Origin of the sequence: Stenotrophomonas lacuserhaii, assembly GCF_014836545.1 — a bacterium.
GTDB classification, from domain to species: Bacteria; Pseudomonadota; Gammaproteobacteria; order Xanthomonadales; family Xanthomonadaceae; genus Stenotrophomonas; species Stenotrophomonas lacuserhaii.
This window is the reverse complement of sequence record NZ_JACSQS010000006.1, coordinates 32,891-48,996: the sequence shown is the minus strand read 5'-3', so window position 1 is coordinate 48,996 and position 16,106 is coordinate 32,891. Positions and strand designations below refer to the sequence as shown.

14 protein-coding genes are annotated in these 16,106 nt (G+C 67.5%); 7 read left to right on the top strand and 7 right to left on the bottom strand.

Annotated elements, in window-relative coordinates:
• Positions 1–56: 56 nt before the first annotated feature.
• From cydX to H9654_RS07800, 3 genes are read right to left on the bottom strand one after another with little or no spacing between them, the layout of a single operon-like run.
• Positions 57–173, bottom strand: a complete 117-nt coding sequence (cydX, locus tag H9654_RS07810) for a cytochrome bd-I oxidase subunit CydX (protein WP_042614095.1) — start codon at positions 171–173, stop codon at positions 57–59.
• A 46-nt stretch (positions 174–219) separates the two neighbouring features.
• Positions 220–1,374 carry a cytochrome d ubiquinol oxidase subunit II gene (gene cydB / locus H9654_RS07805; RefSeq protein WP_191770287.1) on the bottom strand — a complete coding sequence of 385 codons (1,155 nt, stop codon included), beginning with the start codon at positions 1,372–1,374 and terminating at the stop codon, positions 220–222.
• A gap of 15 nt (positions 1,375–1,389) precedes the next feature.
• Positions 1,390–2,976 carry a cytochrome ubiquinol oxidase subunit I gene (locus H9654_RS07800; RefSeq protein ID WP_191770285.1) on the bottom strand — a complete coding sequence of 529 codons (1,587 nt, stop codon included), beginning with the start codon at positions 2,974–2,976 and terminating at the stop codon, positions 1,390–1,392.
• Positions 2,977–3,167: 191 nt separating this feature from the next.
• On the opposite strand from H9654_RS07800, the gene cydD reads away from it, so the two are divergent.
• The 4 genes from cydD to H9654_RS07780 all read left to right on the top strand — a co-directional run bounded on the left by cydD (position 3,168) and on the right by H9654_RS07780 (position 9,607).
• On the top strand, positions 3,168–4,946 hold the full coding sequence (gene cydD, locus H9654_RS07795; RefSeq protein ID WP_191770283.1) for a thiol reductant ABC exporter subunit CydD: 1,779 nt from the start codon (positions 3,168–3,170) through the stop codon (positions 4,944–4,946).
• Positions 4,943–6,628: a thiol reductant ABC exporter subunit CydC gene (cydC, locus tag H9654_RS07790; RefSeq protein ID WP_191770281.1), complete on the top strand. Its 1,686-nt coding sequence runs from the start codon at positions 4,943–4,945 to the stop codon at positions 6,626–6,628. Before cydD ends, cydC begins: the two co-directional genes overlap by 4 nt.
• Positions 6,629–6,772: 144 nt before the next feature.
• Complete coding sequence (locus H9654_RS07785) at positions 6,773–8,266, top strand: S8 family serine peptidase (protein WP_191770279.1); 1,494 nt, start codon at positions 6,773–6,775, stop codon at positions 8,264–8,266.
• A gap of 129 nt (positions 8,267–8,395) precedes the next feature.
• On the top strand, positions 8,396–9,607 hold the full coding sequence (locus H9654_RS07780; RefSeq protein ID WP_191770277.1) for a trypsin-like serine peptidase: 1,212 nt from the start codon (positions 8,396–8,398) through the stop codon (positions 9,605–9,607).
• Between the two features lie 15 nt (positions 9,608–9,622).
• On the opposite strand, the gene H9654_RS07775 is transcribed toward H9654_RS07780, so the two are convergent.
• From H9654_RS07775 to H9654_RS07760, 4 genes are all read right to left on the bottom strand, one after another.
• Complete coding sequence (locus H9654_RS07775) at positions 9,623–10,021, bottom strand: DUF1294 domain-containing protein (protein WP_406833462.1); 399 nt, start codon at positions 10,019–10,021, stop codon at positions 9,623–9,625.
• Complete coding sequence (gene metX, locus H9654_RS07770; protein WP_191770275.1) at positions 10,018–11,130, bottom strand: homoserine O-acetyltransferase MetX; 1,113 nt, start codon at positions 11,128–11,130, stop codon at positions 10,018–10,020. The genes H9654_RS07775 and metX overlap by 4 nt, the downstream gene beginning before the upstream one ends.
• Before the next feature lie 221 nt (positions 11,131–11,351).
• Positions 11,352–12,194 (bottom strand): archaetidylserine decarboxylase, encoded by an 843-nt coding sequence (asd, locus tag H9654_RS07765; RefSeq protein WP_191770273.1) that lies wholly within the window; start codon positions 12,192–12,194, stop codon positions 11,352–11,354.
• Positions 12,191–12,841, bottom strand: coding sequence for an SCO family protein (locus H9654_RS07760; RefSeq protein ID WP_191770271.1), 651 nt, complete (start codon positions 12,839–12,841; stop codon positions 12,191–12,193). Before H9654_RS07760 ends, asd begins: the two co-directional genes overlap by 4 nt.
• 127 nt (positions 12,842–12,968) lie before the next feature.
• On the opposite strand from H9654_RS07760, the gene prmB reads away from it, so the two are divergent.
• The 3 genes from prmB to H9654_RS07745 are packed head-to-tail and all read left to right on the top strand — an operon-like array spanning position 12,969 to position 16,028.
• On the top strand, positions 12,969–13,898 hold the full coding sequence (prmB, locus tag H9654_RS07755) for a 50S ribosomal protein L3 N(5)-glutamine methyltransferase (RefSeq protein WP_191770270.1): 930 nt from the start codon (positions 12,969–12,971) through the stop codon (positions 13,896–13,898).
• Positions 13,895–14,998 (top strand): chorismate synthase, encoded by a 1,104-nt coding sequence (aroC, locus tag H9654_RS07750; protein WP_191770269.1) that lies wholly within the window; start codon positions 13,895–13,897, stop codon positions 14,996–14,998. Before prmB ends, aroC begins: the two co-directional genes overlap by 4 nt.
• Positions 14,991–16,028 carry a 2-hydroxyacid dehydrogenase gene (locus H9654_RS07745; protein WP_191770268.1) on the top strand — a complete coding sequence of 346 codons (1,038 nt, stop codon included), beginning with the start codon at positions 14,991–14,993 and terminating at the stop codon, positions 16,026–16,028. Before aroC ends, H9654_RS07745 begins: the two co-directional genes overlap by 8 nt.
• Positions 16,029–16,106 lie beyond the last annotated feature (78 nt).

The window sequence follows — 16,106 nt, the reverse complement described above, 5'->3', positions numbered from 1 at the left end:
CGAAGGAGCCGCCTAAGATACCGTGTGAAGGCCAAGGCGGCAACACTTTTGTTACATCATTTACCGTCGCGGCCGTCGATGCTGCCCGACTCGCGGGCTTCGAACCACATGCCGTTGAGGATGGCCACGACCGAGGCCAGGCCGGTGCCGAGGATCCAGGCGAAATACCACATGGTGTGCTCCTTCAAGAGGTGCCGGCCGTGGGCCGGCACGTGGGAATCAATACGCGTTGGGGTTGTCTGACATGTCTTCGGCGGTGGTCTTGCCCTTCATCACCCGGTAGACCCAGGTGGTGTAGGCCAGCACGATCGGCAGGAAGATCACCGTAGCCACCAGCATGATGAACAGCGTCAGGTGGCTGGAGGACGCATCCCACACGGTCAGGCTGGAACCGGGCTGGCTGGAGGAGGGCAGCAGGAACGGGAAGATCGCAAAGCCGACGGTCAGGATGATGCCGGTGATCGACGCGCCCGAGGCCAGGAACGCCAGGCCGCCACGCCGGGCACGCAGCAGCACCGCGCTGGCCAGCGCACCGAGCAGGCCGACGATCGGTGCCAGCAGGGTGGCCGGCATGCTGCTGTAGTTGCGCAGCCAGCCGCCGGCCGCGGCCCCTTCAGCGGCGGTTTTCAGCAAGGGATTGGTCGGCCCATCGGTCACCACCTGCGAGGTGATTTCATAGCCGGGCAGGCCGAAGGCCACCCAGGCGCCGGCCAGGGCGAACAGCACGAAGCTGAGCAGCGCCGCCACGCTGCCATAGCGGGCCGAGCGTTCGGCCACCGGGCCGTCGGTCTTCAGTACCAGCATGGCCGCCCCGTGTGACACCAGCATCGCCACGCTGACCAGTCCGGCGATCAATGCGAACGGGGTGAGCAGGCCGAAGAACGAGCCGGTGTAGAAGATCCGCATGCTGTCATCGAAGTGGAACGGCACGCCCAGCAGCACGTTGCCCACCGCCACGCCGGCGATCAGGCCGGGCAGAAGGCCGCCGACGAACAACACCCGGTCCCAGTTGTCGCGCCAGCGCTTGCCCGGCATCTTGCTGCGGTACTTGAAGCCCACCGGGCGCAGGATCAGCCCGAACAGCAGGGCGAAGATGGCCAGGTAGAAGCCGGAGAAGCTGACCGCGTACAGCGGCGGCCAAGCGGCGAAGATCGCACCGCCGCCGAGCACCAGCCATACCTGGTTGCCTTCCCACACCGGGCCGATGGTGTTGATCACCAGTCGGCGTTCTTCATCGGTCTTCGCCACGAATGGCAGCAGCGTGCCGACGCCGAGATCGAAGCCGTCCATCACGGCCCAACCGGTCAGCAGGATGCCCAGCAGCAGCCACCAGATGATGCGCAGGGTGGTGTAATCGAGTCCAAGGAATTCCATCGGGGTTCTCCTGCCTTATGCCTGGCCTGGGGCCGGGGCGGCATTGTGGGAAACGGACGCGCGCGGCGCCTGCAGGGACGGCAGGATCTCCTCGGGACCGGTGCGGATCGCCTTCAGCATCAGCTTGACCTCGATCACCAGCAGTACGGTGTACAGCAGCGTGAACACCGCCAGCGTGGTGAGGATTTCATGCAGGGCCAGGCCGGAGGCGGCGTAGAAAGTGGGCAGCACGCCGTCCACGGCCCACGGCTGGCGACCGTATTCGGCGACGAACCAGCCGCACTCAATGGCGATCCACGGCGCCGGCAGCGACCACAGGGCCAGGGTCAGGAACCAGCGCTTGTCCTGGAAGTTGTTGCGGCAGGAGTAATAGAACGCCAGCGCGAAGAAGGCGATCAGGTAGAAGCCCAGCCCGGCCATGATGCGGAAGGTCCAGAACAGCGGGGCAACGCGCGGTACCGTATCCATCGCTGCCTTGCTGATCTCTTCCGGCGTGGCGTTGCCGATGTCGTCGCGATAGCGCTTCAGCAGCAGGCCGTGGCCGAGATCCTGCCAGTGGCGGTCGAACATCTCGCGCGCCTGCACATCGTTCTTGTCCGCACGCACCCGCTGCAGCGCACCGTAAGCGATCTGCCCGCCGCGGATGCGATGCTCGGCCCGTTCCACCAGTTCCAGGATGCCGGGGATGGGCTGATCCACCGAACGGGTGGCGATCAGGCCCATCAGGTAGGGAATCTTGATCGCGAAATCGTTCTGCTGGGTGGTCTGGTTGGGAATGCCGAAGGCAGTGAAGTCCGCCGGCGCACGCTCGGTCTCCCACATCGCTTCGATCGCCGCCAGCTTCATCTTCTGGTGCTCGCTGGCGGCATAACCGCTCTCGTCACCCAGCACCACCACTGACAGCGAAGACAGCAGGCCGAAGGCTGCGGCCACGGCGAATGAGCGGCGTGCCAGGTCACGGTGCTTGTTGCGCAGCAGATACAGCGCGCTGATGGACATCACGAAGATCGCACCGGTCACGTAGCCGGCGCTGACGGTGTGCACGAACTTTGCCTGCGCCACCGGGTTCAGCAGCACCGCGGCGAAATCCACCACCTCCATGCGCATCGTTTCCGGGTTGAATATGGCCCCGGTGGGGTTCTGCATCCAGCCGTTGGCGATCAGGATCCACACCGCCGACAGGTTGGTGCCCAGCGCCATGAACCAGGTCACGGCGAGGTGCTTGACCGGGGTCAGCCGCTTCCAGCCGAAGAAGAACAGGCCGATCAGGGTGGCTTCCAGGAAGAACGCCATCAGGCCTTCGATCGCCAGCGGCGCCCCGAAGATGTCGCCGACGTAGTGGCTGTAGTACGACCAGTTCATGCCGAACTGGAACTCCATCACCAGCCCGGTGGCCACGCCGATGGCGAAGTTGATGCCGAACAGCGTGCCCCAGAACAGGGTCATCTGGCGCCAGACCGGCTTGCGGGTCATGACGTACACGCTCTCCATGATGGCCACCATGAAGGACAGGCCAAGGGTGAGGGGGACGAAGAGGAAGTGATACATCGCGGTCAGGGCGAACTGCAGCCGCGACAGTTCTACGACTGTCGAATCAATCATGGCCTGGCTACCTCGTGGGATAGTGCCGTGGGGGTGCGGGAAGGGTGGTCTACGTGGAGCGATGATGTGACCGACTACTTCGAACAGCCTTGATTCAGATCAATGTAGAAAAGGATCCCCGCCGTGATCGTATGCCAACGGCAGTGTCCGTGCGACCGTACGCCGCAGGGGCGCCGTGACCTGCGCCTACAATGCCCCCAGACCGTTGCCGCCGAGCCACCGTGAGCCAGGACACCGAAACCCAGCTGAGGCAAGCCCAGCGCCATGAGGCGCAGCAGCGCAGACTCCGCCAGCACTGGCTGGATACGCTGGGAGCGGCGGCAAGCGGCCGCCGCCGGCTGGCCGCCATCGCGATCAGTGTGTCCGGGATGCTGCTGGTGGCCCAGGCCGGCGCTATTGCCTGGCTGGTCCAGCACGTGCTGTTGGAGCGTGCGCCGCTGGCCGATGGCCTGTGGGTGCTGGCTGCCCTCGCGGTGGTGCTGTTGCTGCGCACCCTGCTGGGCAGCGTGACCCAGGCCTGCGCCGGCGACGTGGCCGATGCAGCGCGACTGGCGCTGCGCGAGCGCGCCTACGCCAGCGTGCTGGGCAAGGGGCCGTTGTGGCTGCGGCAACAGCGCAGCGGCGAGTTGGGCGAAGTGATGCTGGCCCATGCCGATGCCATCGAAAACTACTACAGCGGCTTCCAGCCGGTGCGCATCGAGGTGGTGGTGGTGCCGCTGATCGTCGCCCTGGCGGTGGCCTGGGTGGACTGGGTGGTGGCGATCATCTTCATCGCCACCGCGCCGCTGGTGCCGTTCTTCATGATGCTGGTGGGCTGGGGCGCCGAGGCGGCCGGGCGCGCACAACTGGGTGAACTGGCGCGGATGAGCGGGCACTTCGCCGACCGCATCAAAGGCCTGGGCCTGCTGCGCCTGTACGGCCGCGGCGAGGCCGAACTGGAGGGCGTGGCCGACGCGGCCGAGGGTGTGCGCGAGCGCACCATGAAAGTGCTGCGGATCGCGTTCCTGTCCTCCACCGTGCTGGAGTTCTTCGCATCGGTCAGCGTGGCGATGGTGGCACTGTACCTGGGGCTGAGTTACCTGGGCCTGATGTCCCTGCACGCGCAGGTGCCCACGCTGGGGGCCGGCCTGTTCTGCCTGCTGCTGGCACCGGAGTTCTATGCGCCGCTGCGCCGCCTGGCCGCGCACTACCATGATCGTGCCAACGCGCTTGCTGCCGCTGCCGAAATCGAGCGTCTGCTCGGCGCGCTGCCGGGGCCGGCTGCGGCGCTGGCTACGGCGCGGCCCCTGGCCAGCGCGGCTGCCGAGCCGCTGCAACCGCATGCTCCGCTGCTGCAGGCGCACGGGTTGGTATTGCGTCCCTTGGGCGCCGGTCACGATGTGCTGAAGGACATCAGTTTCCAGCTTGAATCCAACCAGCGACTGGCGGTGGTGGGCCCCAGCGGCAGCGGCAAAAGCACCCTGTTGGAAGCCTTGGCCGGCTGGCTGCCACCGCGCGAGGGCAGCCTCATGCTGCGTTCCGGAGTGGAGGTCGGCTACGCCGGCCAACGCCCCTACCTGTTCCACGGCAGCATCGCCGACAACCTGCGCCTTGCCGATCCCACCGCCAGCCTGGCCACCCTGCGCCACGCGGCCGAGGCCGCGCAGGTGCTTGCCTTCGCCGACCACCTGCCCGACGGACTGGATACGGTGATCGGCGAGCGCGGATTCGGCTTGTCCGGCGGTGAGGCGCGGCGCATCGGGCTGGCACGGCTGCTGCTGCGCAATCCCGGCGTCATGCTGCTGGATGAACCCACCGCGTTCCTGGATCCGCATACCGAAGCGGCCCTGCTGCATGCGTTGGCGATCCATGCGCGCGGTCGCAGCGTGATCATCGCCACCCACAGCCCTGCGGCCATCGCTTGGGCAGACAGCACGTTGCGGTTGCCCGACGGCCACCTGCACCACGACCCGCGGCAGGTGCGCGCATGAGCGCCGCGCAACGCGATCCGCTGCGCGCGGTGTTCGCCCGGCACCTGCCGCGCCTGCTGCTGACGGTATTGCTGTTATGGACCACGATGCTCGCCGGAACGGCCCTGCTCGGGCTCTCCGGCGGCTTCCTGACAGCGGCCGCGCTGGCGGGTGCGGCGGGACTGGGTAGTGGTTTCAATTTCTTCTCACCGTCTGCCGGCATTCGTGGCCTGACCATGGCGCGCATCGTGTCGCGCTACTTTGAAAAGCTGGTCGGCCACGATGTGACGTTGCGTATCGCACGCGATGCACGGGTGTGGTTCTTCCGCCGCGCCTTGCCCTTGGCACCGGCGCGGCTGGGCAGCACGCGTACGGGCGAACTGCTGGCGCGGTTGCTGGGCGATATCGCCGAGGTGGACGGTCTGTTCGTGCGCGCGCTGGGGCCGCTGTGCGCGCTGGCAGCCCTGAGCCTGGTGGCCATCGGATCGGCCTGGCTGATCCTGCCGCAGGCAGCGGCGTTGCTGGCGGCCATGGCGGTGCTGGTCGGCGTGGGCGTGCCGTGGCTGGGCGTGCGCGGACGCGCAGGGGAAGAGCGGGACCGCGCCGCGCACCGCACGCAGCTGCGCAATCTTTCCTTCGAAGGCATCGAAGGCGCCGCCGACCTTGCGGCGCTGGATGCGCTGGACCACTGGCAGGGCCGGGTGGAAGTGGCCGCACGCCAGCTGCGCGCGCGCGATCGTCGTCGGCGTTGGCGCCTGTTGGCTGGCACGACGTTGCACGGCGTGGTGACCGGTGGCGGGCTGTTGGGGATGCTGGCGCTGGCGCTTTCGTCGCATGAGCAAGGGCGCGTCGATGCACCCATGGCGGCCGGACTGGTGTTTCTCACCGTGGCCATGATCGAGCTGTGGGCCGGGCTGGGCCTGGCCTGGCAGGCACTACAATCCGGCCAGGTGTCGGTGTCCCGACTGCAGGCCATCGTCGACCAGCCGCCGATGGTCAGCGAGGCAGCATCGCCGCAGCCCCTGCCGACGGCTGCGGAGGCGGTGTGCTGGGAAGGCGTCTCGTTCGCCTGGAAGGACGGCGGTCGCAGCGTGCTGGACGGCGTGGACCTGCTGTTGCAGCCGGGCCGGCGCATCGCCATCCGTGGCGACAGCGGCAGTGGCAAGACAACGCTGTCCAGTCTGCTGCTGCGCCTGCATGACCCGACCAGCGGACGCGTCACGCATGGCGGGACCGACATCTGCCATTACGCGCAGGATGACTGGCACCGGCAGCTGGCGTGGCTGCCGCAGCACGCCCCGGTATTCGCCGGCAGCGTGTCCGACAACCTTCGCCTGGGCGATCCCCACGCCAGCGACGCCAGACTGTGGGCGGTGCTGGAGCGGGTGCGGCTGGGCGACTGGGCACGTGCCGTCGGTGGCCTGCAGGGCTGGGTCGGCGAGAACGGCGCCACGCTGTCGGCGGGGCAGGCGCGCCGCCTGGCACTGGCGCGCGCGCTGCTGCGCGAGGCCCCGATCCTGATACTGGACGAACCCACCGAAGGCTTGGACGTGGATGCCGCGCATGCCCTGTTGGCCGACCTGTCCGCGCTGCTTGACGGACGCAGCCTGCTGGTCATCACCCATGATCCGCTGCCTGCCGGCGTAGTGGACCAGGTGTACCGCCTGCAGGGCGGCCGGCTGCACGCGGTGGAGCCCGGCTGAGCCCGACACTGGCAGGTGATTCCCGGAGCTGGCGCTGCAGCGTTGTCCGATGGAAGCGTTCCGGGGGTTCAGCACACTGGAGATGCGCCACCCCGTGGCGTGCGCGGGCTTCGTTCCGCGCCAATGTCCCCAGGAGGAATCTCCATGCGCCTGACCTTGTCCCAGGCCCTCTTCGCCAGCGCTGCCTTTTCCCTGCTGGCGCCCTCGGCCGCCGGTGCGCAGGCCGGCACCGATGACCCGGCGTGGTCCATCGAAAAACCACGGCAGACCCGCATCGGCCCTGGCTACTCGCAGGATCTCATCGAAGTGAAGTTCCGCAATGCCGACCGCACGGCGCCAGGCGAGGCCGGCTGGACCTCCCGGCGCAGCGGCGCATTGCCTGGACTTGATGCGTTGACGGCAGCGGGCGGACCGGTATCGCGGGTCACCCCGCTGTTCTCCGCCGATGTCCTGCACGACACATCCGATCGCGCGGACCTGCCTGCACTGGGCCAGTGGTATCGCATGCAGCTGAAACCGGGCCAGGACGCGGCCGTCATCATCGACCTGTTGAACGGCATGGACGCGGTGGAAATCGCCTACGCCGCACCGCTGCCGGCGCCACCGCCATCGGCCGCTCCAGCGCCGGCCACGACGCAGTGGGCGTCACCGCTGTTCATTGAGCGGCAGGGGTATGCGCTGGCTGCCGCGTCCGGTATCGACGCGGTCCACGCACGCACGGTGCCGGGCGGCGACGGAACGGGCATACGCGTGGTCGACATTGAATACAGCTGGAACTGGCAGCACGAGGACCTGACCAAACTGCGCGTGCCGGGAACCTGGATCAGGCAGGGGGCCAGCATCAGCGATCCGTTCAACGACAACAACCACGGCACATCGGTGCTTGGCGAGATGATCGCCGATGACAACGGCTTCGGGGTGCGCGGGCTGGTCAGTGGCGCCACGCCGCACTACGTCAATGTCACCAGTCCACAGACCGGCTACAACGCAGCCAATGCGGTGGCGCTGGCGGCGGCGAGACTGGGGCCGGGCGATGTGATCCTGATCGAACAGCAGTTCCCCGGCCCGGCGCCCTGCAACGACTACGTAGCGCCGGAATGGATCCCCTCGATCTACGATGCGGTGGTCTCCGCGGTCAGGCGTGGCATCCATGTGGTGGAGACCGCAGGCAATGGCAACATCAACCTGGACGCCGGCTGCTTCGGTCCCGGTTTCCCTCGAGGGCGGCCGGACTCCGGCGCCATCCTGGCGGGTGCCGGCGGCGCGGCGGCCACGCCGTGGTGCAGGGACGCCGTCGTACCCCGCTCGCGGCTCGGTTTCTCCACCCATGGACGCCGGGTCAACCTGCAGGGGTGGGGCGGCTGCGTGGCCACCACCGGAGGCCGCGACCTGTACAACGGTGGGCCCAATGCGGGCTACACGCAGCGCTTCAACGGTACCTCCAGCGCGGGACCGATCGTGGCCTCGGCGGTCGCTGCGGTATCGGGTGCGGCCAAGGCCCGCGGCAAGACGCTCACACCGCTGCAGATGCGCAGCCTGCTGGTGGAAACCGGTACGCCACAGGTCGGCAACAATGGCCACATCGGCCCCCTGCCCAACCTGCGTGCGGCCCTGGACCGGCTTGCTGGCATGCCATGACAGGACGTTTCCCGGCGAACTCCGACGTCTGCCAGGGCCATCTGCCCGGCAGGCGTCGGGTGTTTGCTCGAGGTTGCTTCATGGTGCAGCACTACACAGTCGAGCTGTTTCCTTTCCCCGGAGCGCGCAATGAAACATGCAGCATCACACATCCGTCGCCTGGGCTGTGTCCTGGCCCTGGGTTCAACGCTTTCCGTGGCTGCCAACGCAGCTGAGCCGCTTGTCGCAGGGGTCACCCGCGCGACGGACCTGCGGCTGACGCCCTCGGCGTGGCGCGATGCGGGTGAAACCACGCCCATCGTCGTGTCGGCACGGGATGCCACCTACATCAAGGTCCATCTGGGCCAGTTCGATCTGCCGCGGGGGGTAACGCTTGAGGTTTCCAGCCCGGACGGATCCGAAGTCCACCGTTACAGCAGCCAAGCGCGTGATGCCCACACGGTGGACGCCGCCCTGGATGAGGACGGTCGCTCCCGGTTTGGTGCGATGTCCATCCACGGCGACACCGCCATCCTGCGCCTGACCGGCACGGCGCAAGAGCCGTGGGACGGCCATCGCGGCGTGCAGGTCGCGCACTATGACGAAGGGATGCCCCTTGACCAGGTTGCCCGGGCCGCTGCGGCCAGTCCCGCCGAGGGTGCGCCCGTAGGGACGCGCGCGATCTGCGGCGCCAGTGACCTGCAGCCGGTCGCGTGCCTGGCAGGCAATGACCGACAGGCGTACAACGCAGCCAGGCCGGTGGCACGATTGCTGATCGGTGGACGCTCTCTGTGCACCGCGTGGCGGGTGGGCAGAGACAACCGACTCTTCACCAACAATCACTGCTTCAACAGCGCCGCAGGGGTCGCCTCCACGGAGGTCTGGTTCAACCATGAGGCAGCGCAGTGTGGCAGCGGGGTTCGCGCGGCGGTGACGAAAGTGAGTGGCGCCACCCTGCTGAAAACCGACGCCGCACTCGACTACAGCCTTTTCACGGTCAACCAGTTCACGAACATCGCACGCTTTGGCCACCTCGGTCTGGATGTCGGCACCGCGCGGCCCGGGCAGGAGATCTTCGTCCCCCAGCATCCTGGCGGTCGCCTGAAAGAACTGTCGGTTACCAGCGACACGCAGGGTGGGGGGCGTTGCACGCTCATCAGCACCACCGCGAACAGCGGGCGCGATGCCAGCTACAGCTGCGACACCGAGGGCGGAAGCTCCGGCTCGCCTGTCATCGGGCGTGGCAACAACCGGGTGGTCGCACTTCATCACCTCAGTTGGGGCAACTGCACCAATTCCGGGGCGAGGATCGAGCTGATCTGGCCGCAGGTAAAGCAGTACTTCAACAACGTCGTACCGTAGGCACTCCCCGGCACGTCAGGCGAACGCGCGCAGCAGTGCCATGGTGCACGCTGCGTTTGCCACCACGCAGATCCAGAACACCTGCTGGAAGGAAACTTTCCGGTTCTTGTGGCGCAACAGCGACTGGGCAAACAGGGCGCCCGGCCAGCCCCCCAGCAGCGCAAGCACCTGCAGCGTGCGCTCCGGCGTGCGCTGCTGTGCGCGGGTCGCCGCGCGCTTGTCGCGCCAATAGAGGGCGAAGGTCCACACGCTGGCCAGCAGCATCCAGCCAGCCAGCCAGGCCGGCAGCCAGCCGGCCACCGTGCAGCCCAGCAGCATCCCCGCCACCAGCAGCGCCAGGGCGGTCCGCGGGCTCAGTGCGGGTGCATCGGCCGTGGCCTTTGCGCGCTTGCGTGGCGTGGCGCGACGACTCACAGTTCGCCGAGAAAGCCACGCACCGCGGGACCGAAACGTTCGAAATCGACCAGGAACGCGTCGTGTCCCTGCGGCGAATCCAGACCGATGAAGCGTGCTTCGGCACCGCCCGCGCGCAGCCCGTCGGCGATCTGCTGCTGCTGCTGCACCGGAAACAGGATGTCGGTGTTCGCCCCGATGGCCAGTGCTTTCTCCACCTTGATCCGGGCCAGGCCGGCCAGTACATCGCCATCACCCTGGTCGGCCAGGTCGAACCAGTCCATCGAGCGGCTGAGGTACAGATAGCAGTTGGGATCGAAGAAGCGGACGAAGCGACGTGCGTGGCCTTCCAGGTAGCTTTCGACCTGGAATTCCAGCCCGAACGGATCGTCGTCGGCCTGATCCGAATCCAGCCGCACGCGACCGAAGCGTCCATCCCACTCCAGCGCCGAGCGGTAGGTGATCACGCCCAGCTTGCGTGCCATGCGCATGCCTGATTCGGGATAGTGATCATCATCGTACTGTCCCCCGTTCCACTGCGGATCAAGGCGGATGGCTTCGCGCTGCAGCGAGCGGATGGCAATGGAAAACGGCAGGGCCTGGGCACTGCCTGAAATGTTGACGTGGCTGCGCGCGATACCCGGATGCAGCAGCAACAACGCCAACGCGGTCATCCCCCCCATCGAGTTGCCGACCAGGCAGGCCAGCTGCGTGATGCCCAGCGCGCGCACCACTTCCACAGACGCGCGTGCGCCGTCTTCGACCGACAACTCAGGGAAGGTCAGGCGATAGGGCTCGCCGGTCGCCGCGTTGATGCTCGCCGGCCCGGTGGAACCCTTGCAGCTGCCCAGCGAGTTGACGCAGATGACGAACCAGCGCTCGGTATCGATCGGCTTGCCCGGGCCCACCATGCCTTCCCACCAGCCAGCGGCCGGGTTGGCGGCGTTGCTGGCGGCGTGCGCGTCGGGCGAGAGCCCGGTGACGATCAGGATCGCATTGCCGGCGTCGGCATCCAGCGTTCCCCAGGTTTCATATGCCACGCGTCCATCGATCAGCGTGCCGCCGCGTTTGAACGCGAAGGGCGAGGGAAGGGCGTGGAACAGCGTGCCGGGCGGAATGAATTCAGTCATGGCCGCATTCTATCCCCAGCGCTGTCGCCGCTGCGCTCGCTGCCTGGTCCCGGTAGTGACGGCCGCTGGCCGTCAGCTCCTGCCATCGGTGGGTGACGACCGTTGGCCGTCCGCTCCTGCCTTCGGTGGGTGACGACCGTTGGTCGTCACGCTGTTGCTTGCCGCTGCGCTCGCCGGGCATGGCCCGGCGCTACCCAAGCGGCAGCGGCATGCGACCCGGATCAGCGCAGCGTGGCCAGTGCCTGCCCCAGCTGCACCGCGTGTTCGGCATCCAGGTGCGGGGCGAAATCGGCCACGCCGGGCGGCAGCAGGACGATCACCGTGGAGCCATAGTTGAAACGCGCCATTTCCGCGAAGCGCTCCAGCGTGATGCCCTGGCCGCGGTAGTCCTTGCGCGTGATGCGATCACCGTAATGCGGGATCTCCTCGCCACTCCAGACGGTCTCCACGCCGGACACCAGCAGCGCACCGACCATCACGCTCACCATCGGGCCGAAGCTGGTATCGAAATGGCAGACCAGCCGCTCGTTGCGGGCGAACAGCCCAGGCACCCTGCTGACCGCCGCCGGGCCCACGCTGAACAATCGACCCGGCACGTGCACGGTTTCGCGCAGGGTGCCGGTCCACGGCATGTGCACGCGGTGGTAGTCCTTCGGCGACAGGTACACCGTGGCGAACAGGCCGTCGTTGAACGGCTTCGCATCCTCGGCGCTGCCGAGCAGTTCGGCCGTGGTGAACGACTGGCCCTTGGCCTGGAAAATGCTTCCATCTTCGATGCGGCCGAGCTGGCTGATGCGGCCGTCCGCAGGCATCACCAGATTGCGCGGGTCGGCATCGGCCACGCGCGCGCCGGGTTTCAACGCCCGGGTGAAGAACTGGTTGAACGTCCTGTAGCTGCGCGGGTCCGGGTCGGCGGCCTCGCCCAGGTTCACCCCGAACTTCGCGGTGACGGTGTCGATCAACCACTGCGCTACGCGCGGGTTGTCCGAGTACGCCAGCGCACGCGCCATCGAAGACAACAGGCGGTGGGGAAGGGCGTAGCTCAGGGTGGTCATCAAGCTCATGGGGCGGATTTCTCGGTCAGCTTCTGCAGGTCGCGGGCGATGGCCGGCGCATTGAACGGGGGGCGGATGATGCCGGCCAGCCGGCCTTCGGCATCCAGCACGGCGAGCGTGGCCGAGTGTTCCATCGTGTAGTCCTCGGGGTTCTCGTCGAAGGTCTTGCCGGGCACCTTCTGGAACACCAGGCCCAGCGAGGTCGCGAATTTTTCCAGCGACGGCACGTCGCCAGTGGCGGCCAGGGTGTCCTTGTTGAAGGCGTGGACGTACTCGCCGAGCCGGGTGGCACTGTCACGCGCCGGGTCGACCGACACGAACAGCACGCGTGGGCGCAGGGTCTCAGGCACTGCTTCCCACTGCTTCTGCGCCTCCGCCAGTTCCAGCAGGGTGGTGGGGCAGACATCCGGGCAGAACGTGAAGCCCAGGAACACCAGGGTCCAGTGTCCCTTCAGCTCGCCGGGGATGAGCCGGGTGCCGTCGGCCTGGGCCAGGTTGAAGTCCGGCAGCGGTCGCGGCTGGGGATAGAACGTGATCGCTTCGGTGGCAGGCTGGCCGGTGGGCGCCTTGGGCGCGAACACCTTCTGCGCGGCAAGCAGGCCCAGGCCCGCGGCCAGGGCGATCAGCAGGATGATGCCGACGTTGCGATTGAACATGAGGGCCTGCGCTGCCGAGGGATCGGCCCCCATCATAACGGCAGCGGGGCGGCGGTTTCCCCTGCAACGGATGCCGAGGCAGGCGCCAGACCCTATAATCGGGGGCCAATCTACCCGTCGTACCGCCATGACCGCCGAACCGGCCGCCGAACTCCACACGATCATCGACCTGATCCGCTACGGCACCAGCCGTTTCAACGCTGCGGGCCTGACCTTCGGGCACAGCTACGACAATGCGCTGGATGAAGCGACCCAGCTGGTGCTGCACGCCCTGCACCTGCCGCACGACCTCGGTCCGGCGTACGGGCAGGCGCGCCTGCTGCAGTCGGAAAAGCAGGAAGTGCTGGCACTGTTCGAGCGTCGTATCGACGAGCGCGTGCCGGCCGCCTACCTGACCGGCGAGGCGTGGTTTGCCGGGCTGAGCTTCAAGAGCGACAGCCGTGCGCTGGTCCCGCGTTCGCCGATCGCCGAGCTGATTGAAACCGGTTTCGAGCCGTGGCTGGCTGGCCGCCACGTGGACCGCGCGCTGGACCTGTGCACAGGTTCGGGCTGCATCGCCATCGCCATGGGCCATTACTACCCGAACTGGGAAGTGGACGGCGTGGACCTGAGCGATGATGCGCTGTCGCTGGCCCATGAGAACAAGGACCGCCTGCAGGCGCACAACGTGACCCTGCTGAAGTCGGACCTGTTCACTGGCCTGGCCGGACGTCATTACGACCTGATCGTGACCAATCCGCCGTATGTCACCAATGACGAAACCGACGCGCTCCCGCAGGAGTACTCCTACGAGCCTGAAATGGGCCTGCGCGCCGGCGACGATGGCCTGGACCTGGTGTTGAAGATCCTGCGCGATGCGCCGCTGCACCTGAGCGAAGACGGCCTGCTTATCTGCGAAGTGGGCGAATCCGAACAGCACCTGGTCAAGCTGCTGCCGGAAGTCGACTTCGCCTGGGTGGAGTTCAAGGTCGGCCAGATGGGCATCTTCGCGGTGGAATGCCGTGAACTGATCGCCCACAGTGCACGCATCACCGAACTGGCGGCACAGCGGCCGTGAGTTCCAACTCGTTCGGCAAGCTGTTCACCGTCACCACCTTCGGCGAGTCGCACGGTCCGGCCATCGGCTGCGTGATCGACGGCTGCCCGCCGGGGTTGACGCTGGATGCGGCCGAATTCGCCCACGACCTGCAGCGACGCGCCACCGGCAAGAGCCGGCATACGTCCGCGCGCCGCGAGGCCGATGAGGTCGAGATCCTGTCAGGTGTGTACGAGGGGCTGACCACCGGCACCCCGATCGCCCTGCTGATCCGCAATACCGATCAGCGCAGCAAGGATTACGCCAACATCGGCCAGCAGTTCCGCCCCGGCCATGCCGACTACAGCTACTGGCACAAGTACGGCATCCGCGATCCACGCGGTGGCGGCCGCTCTTCGGCGCGCGAAACCACGATGCGCGTGGCGGCCGGCGTGGTCGCCAAGAAGTGGCTGGCCGAGCGCTTCGGGGTGACCGTGCGCGGCTACCTGTCCCAGCTGGGCGAGATCACCCCACGTGCTTTCGACTGGTCGGCGGTGGAAGACAATCCGTTCTTCTGGCCCGACGCCGCGCAGGTGCCGGAGCTGGAGACCTACATGGATGCGCTGCGCAAGTCCGGCGATTCGGTCGGTGCACGCGTGGACGTGGTGGCCGACAACGTACCGCCGGGCTGGGGTGAACCGATCTACGGCAAGCTGGATGGCGAGCTGGCGTCGGCGCTGATGAGCATCAACGCCGTCAAGGGCGTGGAGATCGGCGACGGCTTCGCCAGCGCCGCGCAGAAGGGCACCGAGCACCGTGACCTGCTGACCCCGCAGGGATTTGCCAGCAACCATGCCGGCGGCATCCTCGGCGGTATTTCCACCGGGCAGCCGGTGACGGCGTCGATCGTGCTCAAGCCCACCTCCAGCCTGCGCCTTCCCGGCGCCTCGCTGGACAGCGAAGGCAAGGTCATCGAGGTGGTCACCACCGGTCGCCATGACCCGTGCGTGGGCATCCGCGCCGCACCGATCGCCGAGGCGATGATGGCACTGGTGCTGATGGACCAGGCGCTGCGCCACCGTGCGCAGTGCGGCGATGTCGGCAGCATCACCCCGCGAATCCCGGGCCACATCGATGGCTGATGCGCGCCCCGTCGTCTGGGTCAGCCAGCCGCTCATCGATGCGGTGATCGAGCCGCTGCGTGCGCAGGTCGAACTGATCACCACCGACGCGGTGACCGCGTGGACGCCGGACCAGCTGGCAGAGCGGCTGGCGGGCGTCGACGGTGCCATCATCACCCTCAACGAGCGTATCGGCGTGGCCCAGCTGGCCGATGCCGATCGCCTGCAGGTGATCGCCAATGTCGGCGTGGGCTACAACAACCTGGATGTCGATGCGCTGAGCGCGGCCGGCATCCTGGCCAGCAACACCCCGGACGTACTGACCGAGACCACCGCGGACATGGGCTTTGCCCTGTTGATGGCCGCCGCGCGCCGGATCACCGAATCCGAACGCTGGCTGCGCGACGGCCAGTGGGGCCAGTGGTCGTTCCAGACCATGCTGGGCGCGGACATCCACGGCAGCACGCTGGGCATCCTGGGCATGGGCCGCATCGGCCAGGGCATCGCGCGCCGCGGCGCGCACGGCTTCGGCATGCGCGTGCTGTACCACAACCGCTCGCGGCTCCCGGCTGCGACCGAAGCGGACGTGGGCGCGCAGTACGCCGAGCTGGATGACCTGCTGGCGCAGAGTGACCACCTGGTGCTGGTGCTCCCGTACACGGCAGCCTCGCATCACCTGATCGACGCGACCGCGCTGGCGAAGATGAAGCCCACCGCGACGCTGGTGAACATCGCCCGCGGCGGTATCGTCGACGAGCTGGCGCTGGCCGATGCACTGGCACACGGTCGGCTGGCAGCGGCCGGGCTGGACGTCTACGAAGGCGAGCCGCAGGTGCGCCCGGAGCTGCTGGCGCTGCGCAACGTGGTGCTGACCCCGCATATCGGCAGCGCCTCGCTGGGCACGCGCAAGGCGATGGTGCAGCTGGCGGCGGACAACCTGCTGGCCGCGCTGGGCGTGGCCGGTGAAGCGACGCGCATGCCAAGCGCGATAAATGCCGACGCGGCGCTGGCCGCGCGCGCTGCTTCGGGCGATAAAAGCAAAAAACGATAGGGAGCCTCCGCGCCTGCACGAGGAGGTTCCCCGAACCCGGCCGCATTGCGTGAATCCCCTACTTTTTTTGAGAATTTC

What these genes read in the sequence shown, in the direction of transcription:
- cydX (WP_042614095.1), bottom strand. Translation starts at nt 173, where the DNA reads ATGTGGTATTTCGCCTGGATCCTCGGCACCGGCCTGGCCTCGGTCGTG.
- cydB (WP_191770287.1), bottom strand. Translation starts at nt 1,374, where the DNA reads ATGGAATTCCTTGGACTCGATTACACCACCCTGCGCATCATCTGGTGG.
- H9654_RS07800 (WP_191770285.1), bottom strand. Translation starts at nt 2,976, where the DNA reads ATGATTGATTCGACAGTCGTAGAACTGTCGCGGCTGCAGTTCGCCCTG.
- cydD (WP_191770283.1), top strand. Translation starts at nt 3,168, where the DNA reads ATGCCCCCAGACCGTTGCCGCCGAGCCACCGTGAGCCAGGACACCGAA.
- cydC (WP_191770281.1), top strand. Translation starts at nt 4,943, where the DNA reads ATGAGCGCCGCGCAACGCGATCCGCTGCGCGCGGTGTTCGCCCGGCAC.
- H9654_RS07785 (WP_191770279.1), top strand. Translation starts at nt 6,773, where the DNA reads ATGCGCCTGACCTTGTCCCAGGCCCTCTTCGCCAGCGCTGCCTTTTCC.
- H9654_RS07780 (WP_191770277.1), top strand. Translation starts at nt 8,396, where the DNA reads ATGAAACATGCAGCATCACACATCCGTCGCCTGGGCTGTGTCCTGGCC.
- metX (WP_191770275.1), bottom strand. Translation starts at nt 11,130, where the DNA reads ATGACTGAATTCATTCCGCCCGGCACGCTGTTCCACGCCCTTCCCTCG.
- asd (WP_191770273.1), bottom strand. Translation starts at nt 12,194, where the DNA reads ATGAGCTTGATGACCACCCTGAGCTACGCCCTTCCCCACCGCCTGTTG.
- H9654_RS07760 (WP_191770271.1), bottom strand. Translation starts at nt 12,841, where the DNA reads ATGTTCAATCGCAACGTCGGCATCATCCTGCTGATCGCCCTGGCCGCG.
- prmB (WP_191770270.1), top strand. Translation starts at nt 12,969, where the DNA reads ATGACCGCCGAACCGGCCGCCGAACTCCACACGATCATCGACCTGATC.
- H9654_RS07745 (WP_191770268.1), top strand. Translation starts at nt 14,991, where the DNA reads ATGGCTGATGCGCGCCCCGTCGTCTGGGTCAGCCAGCCGCTCATCGAT.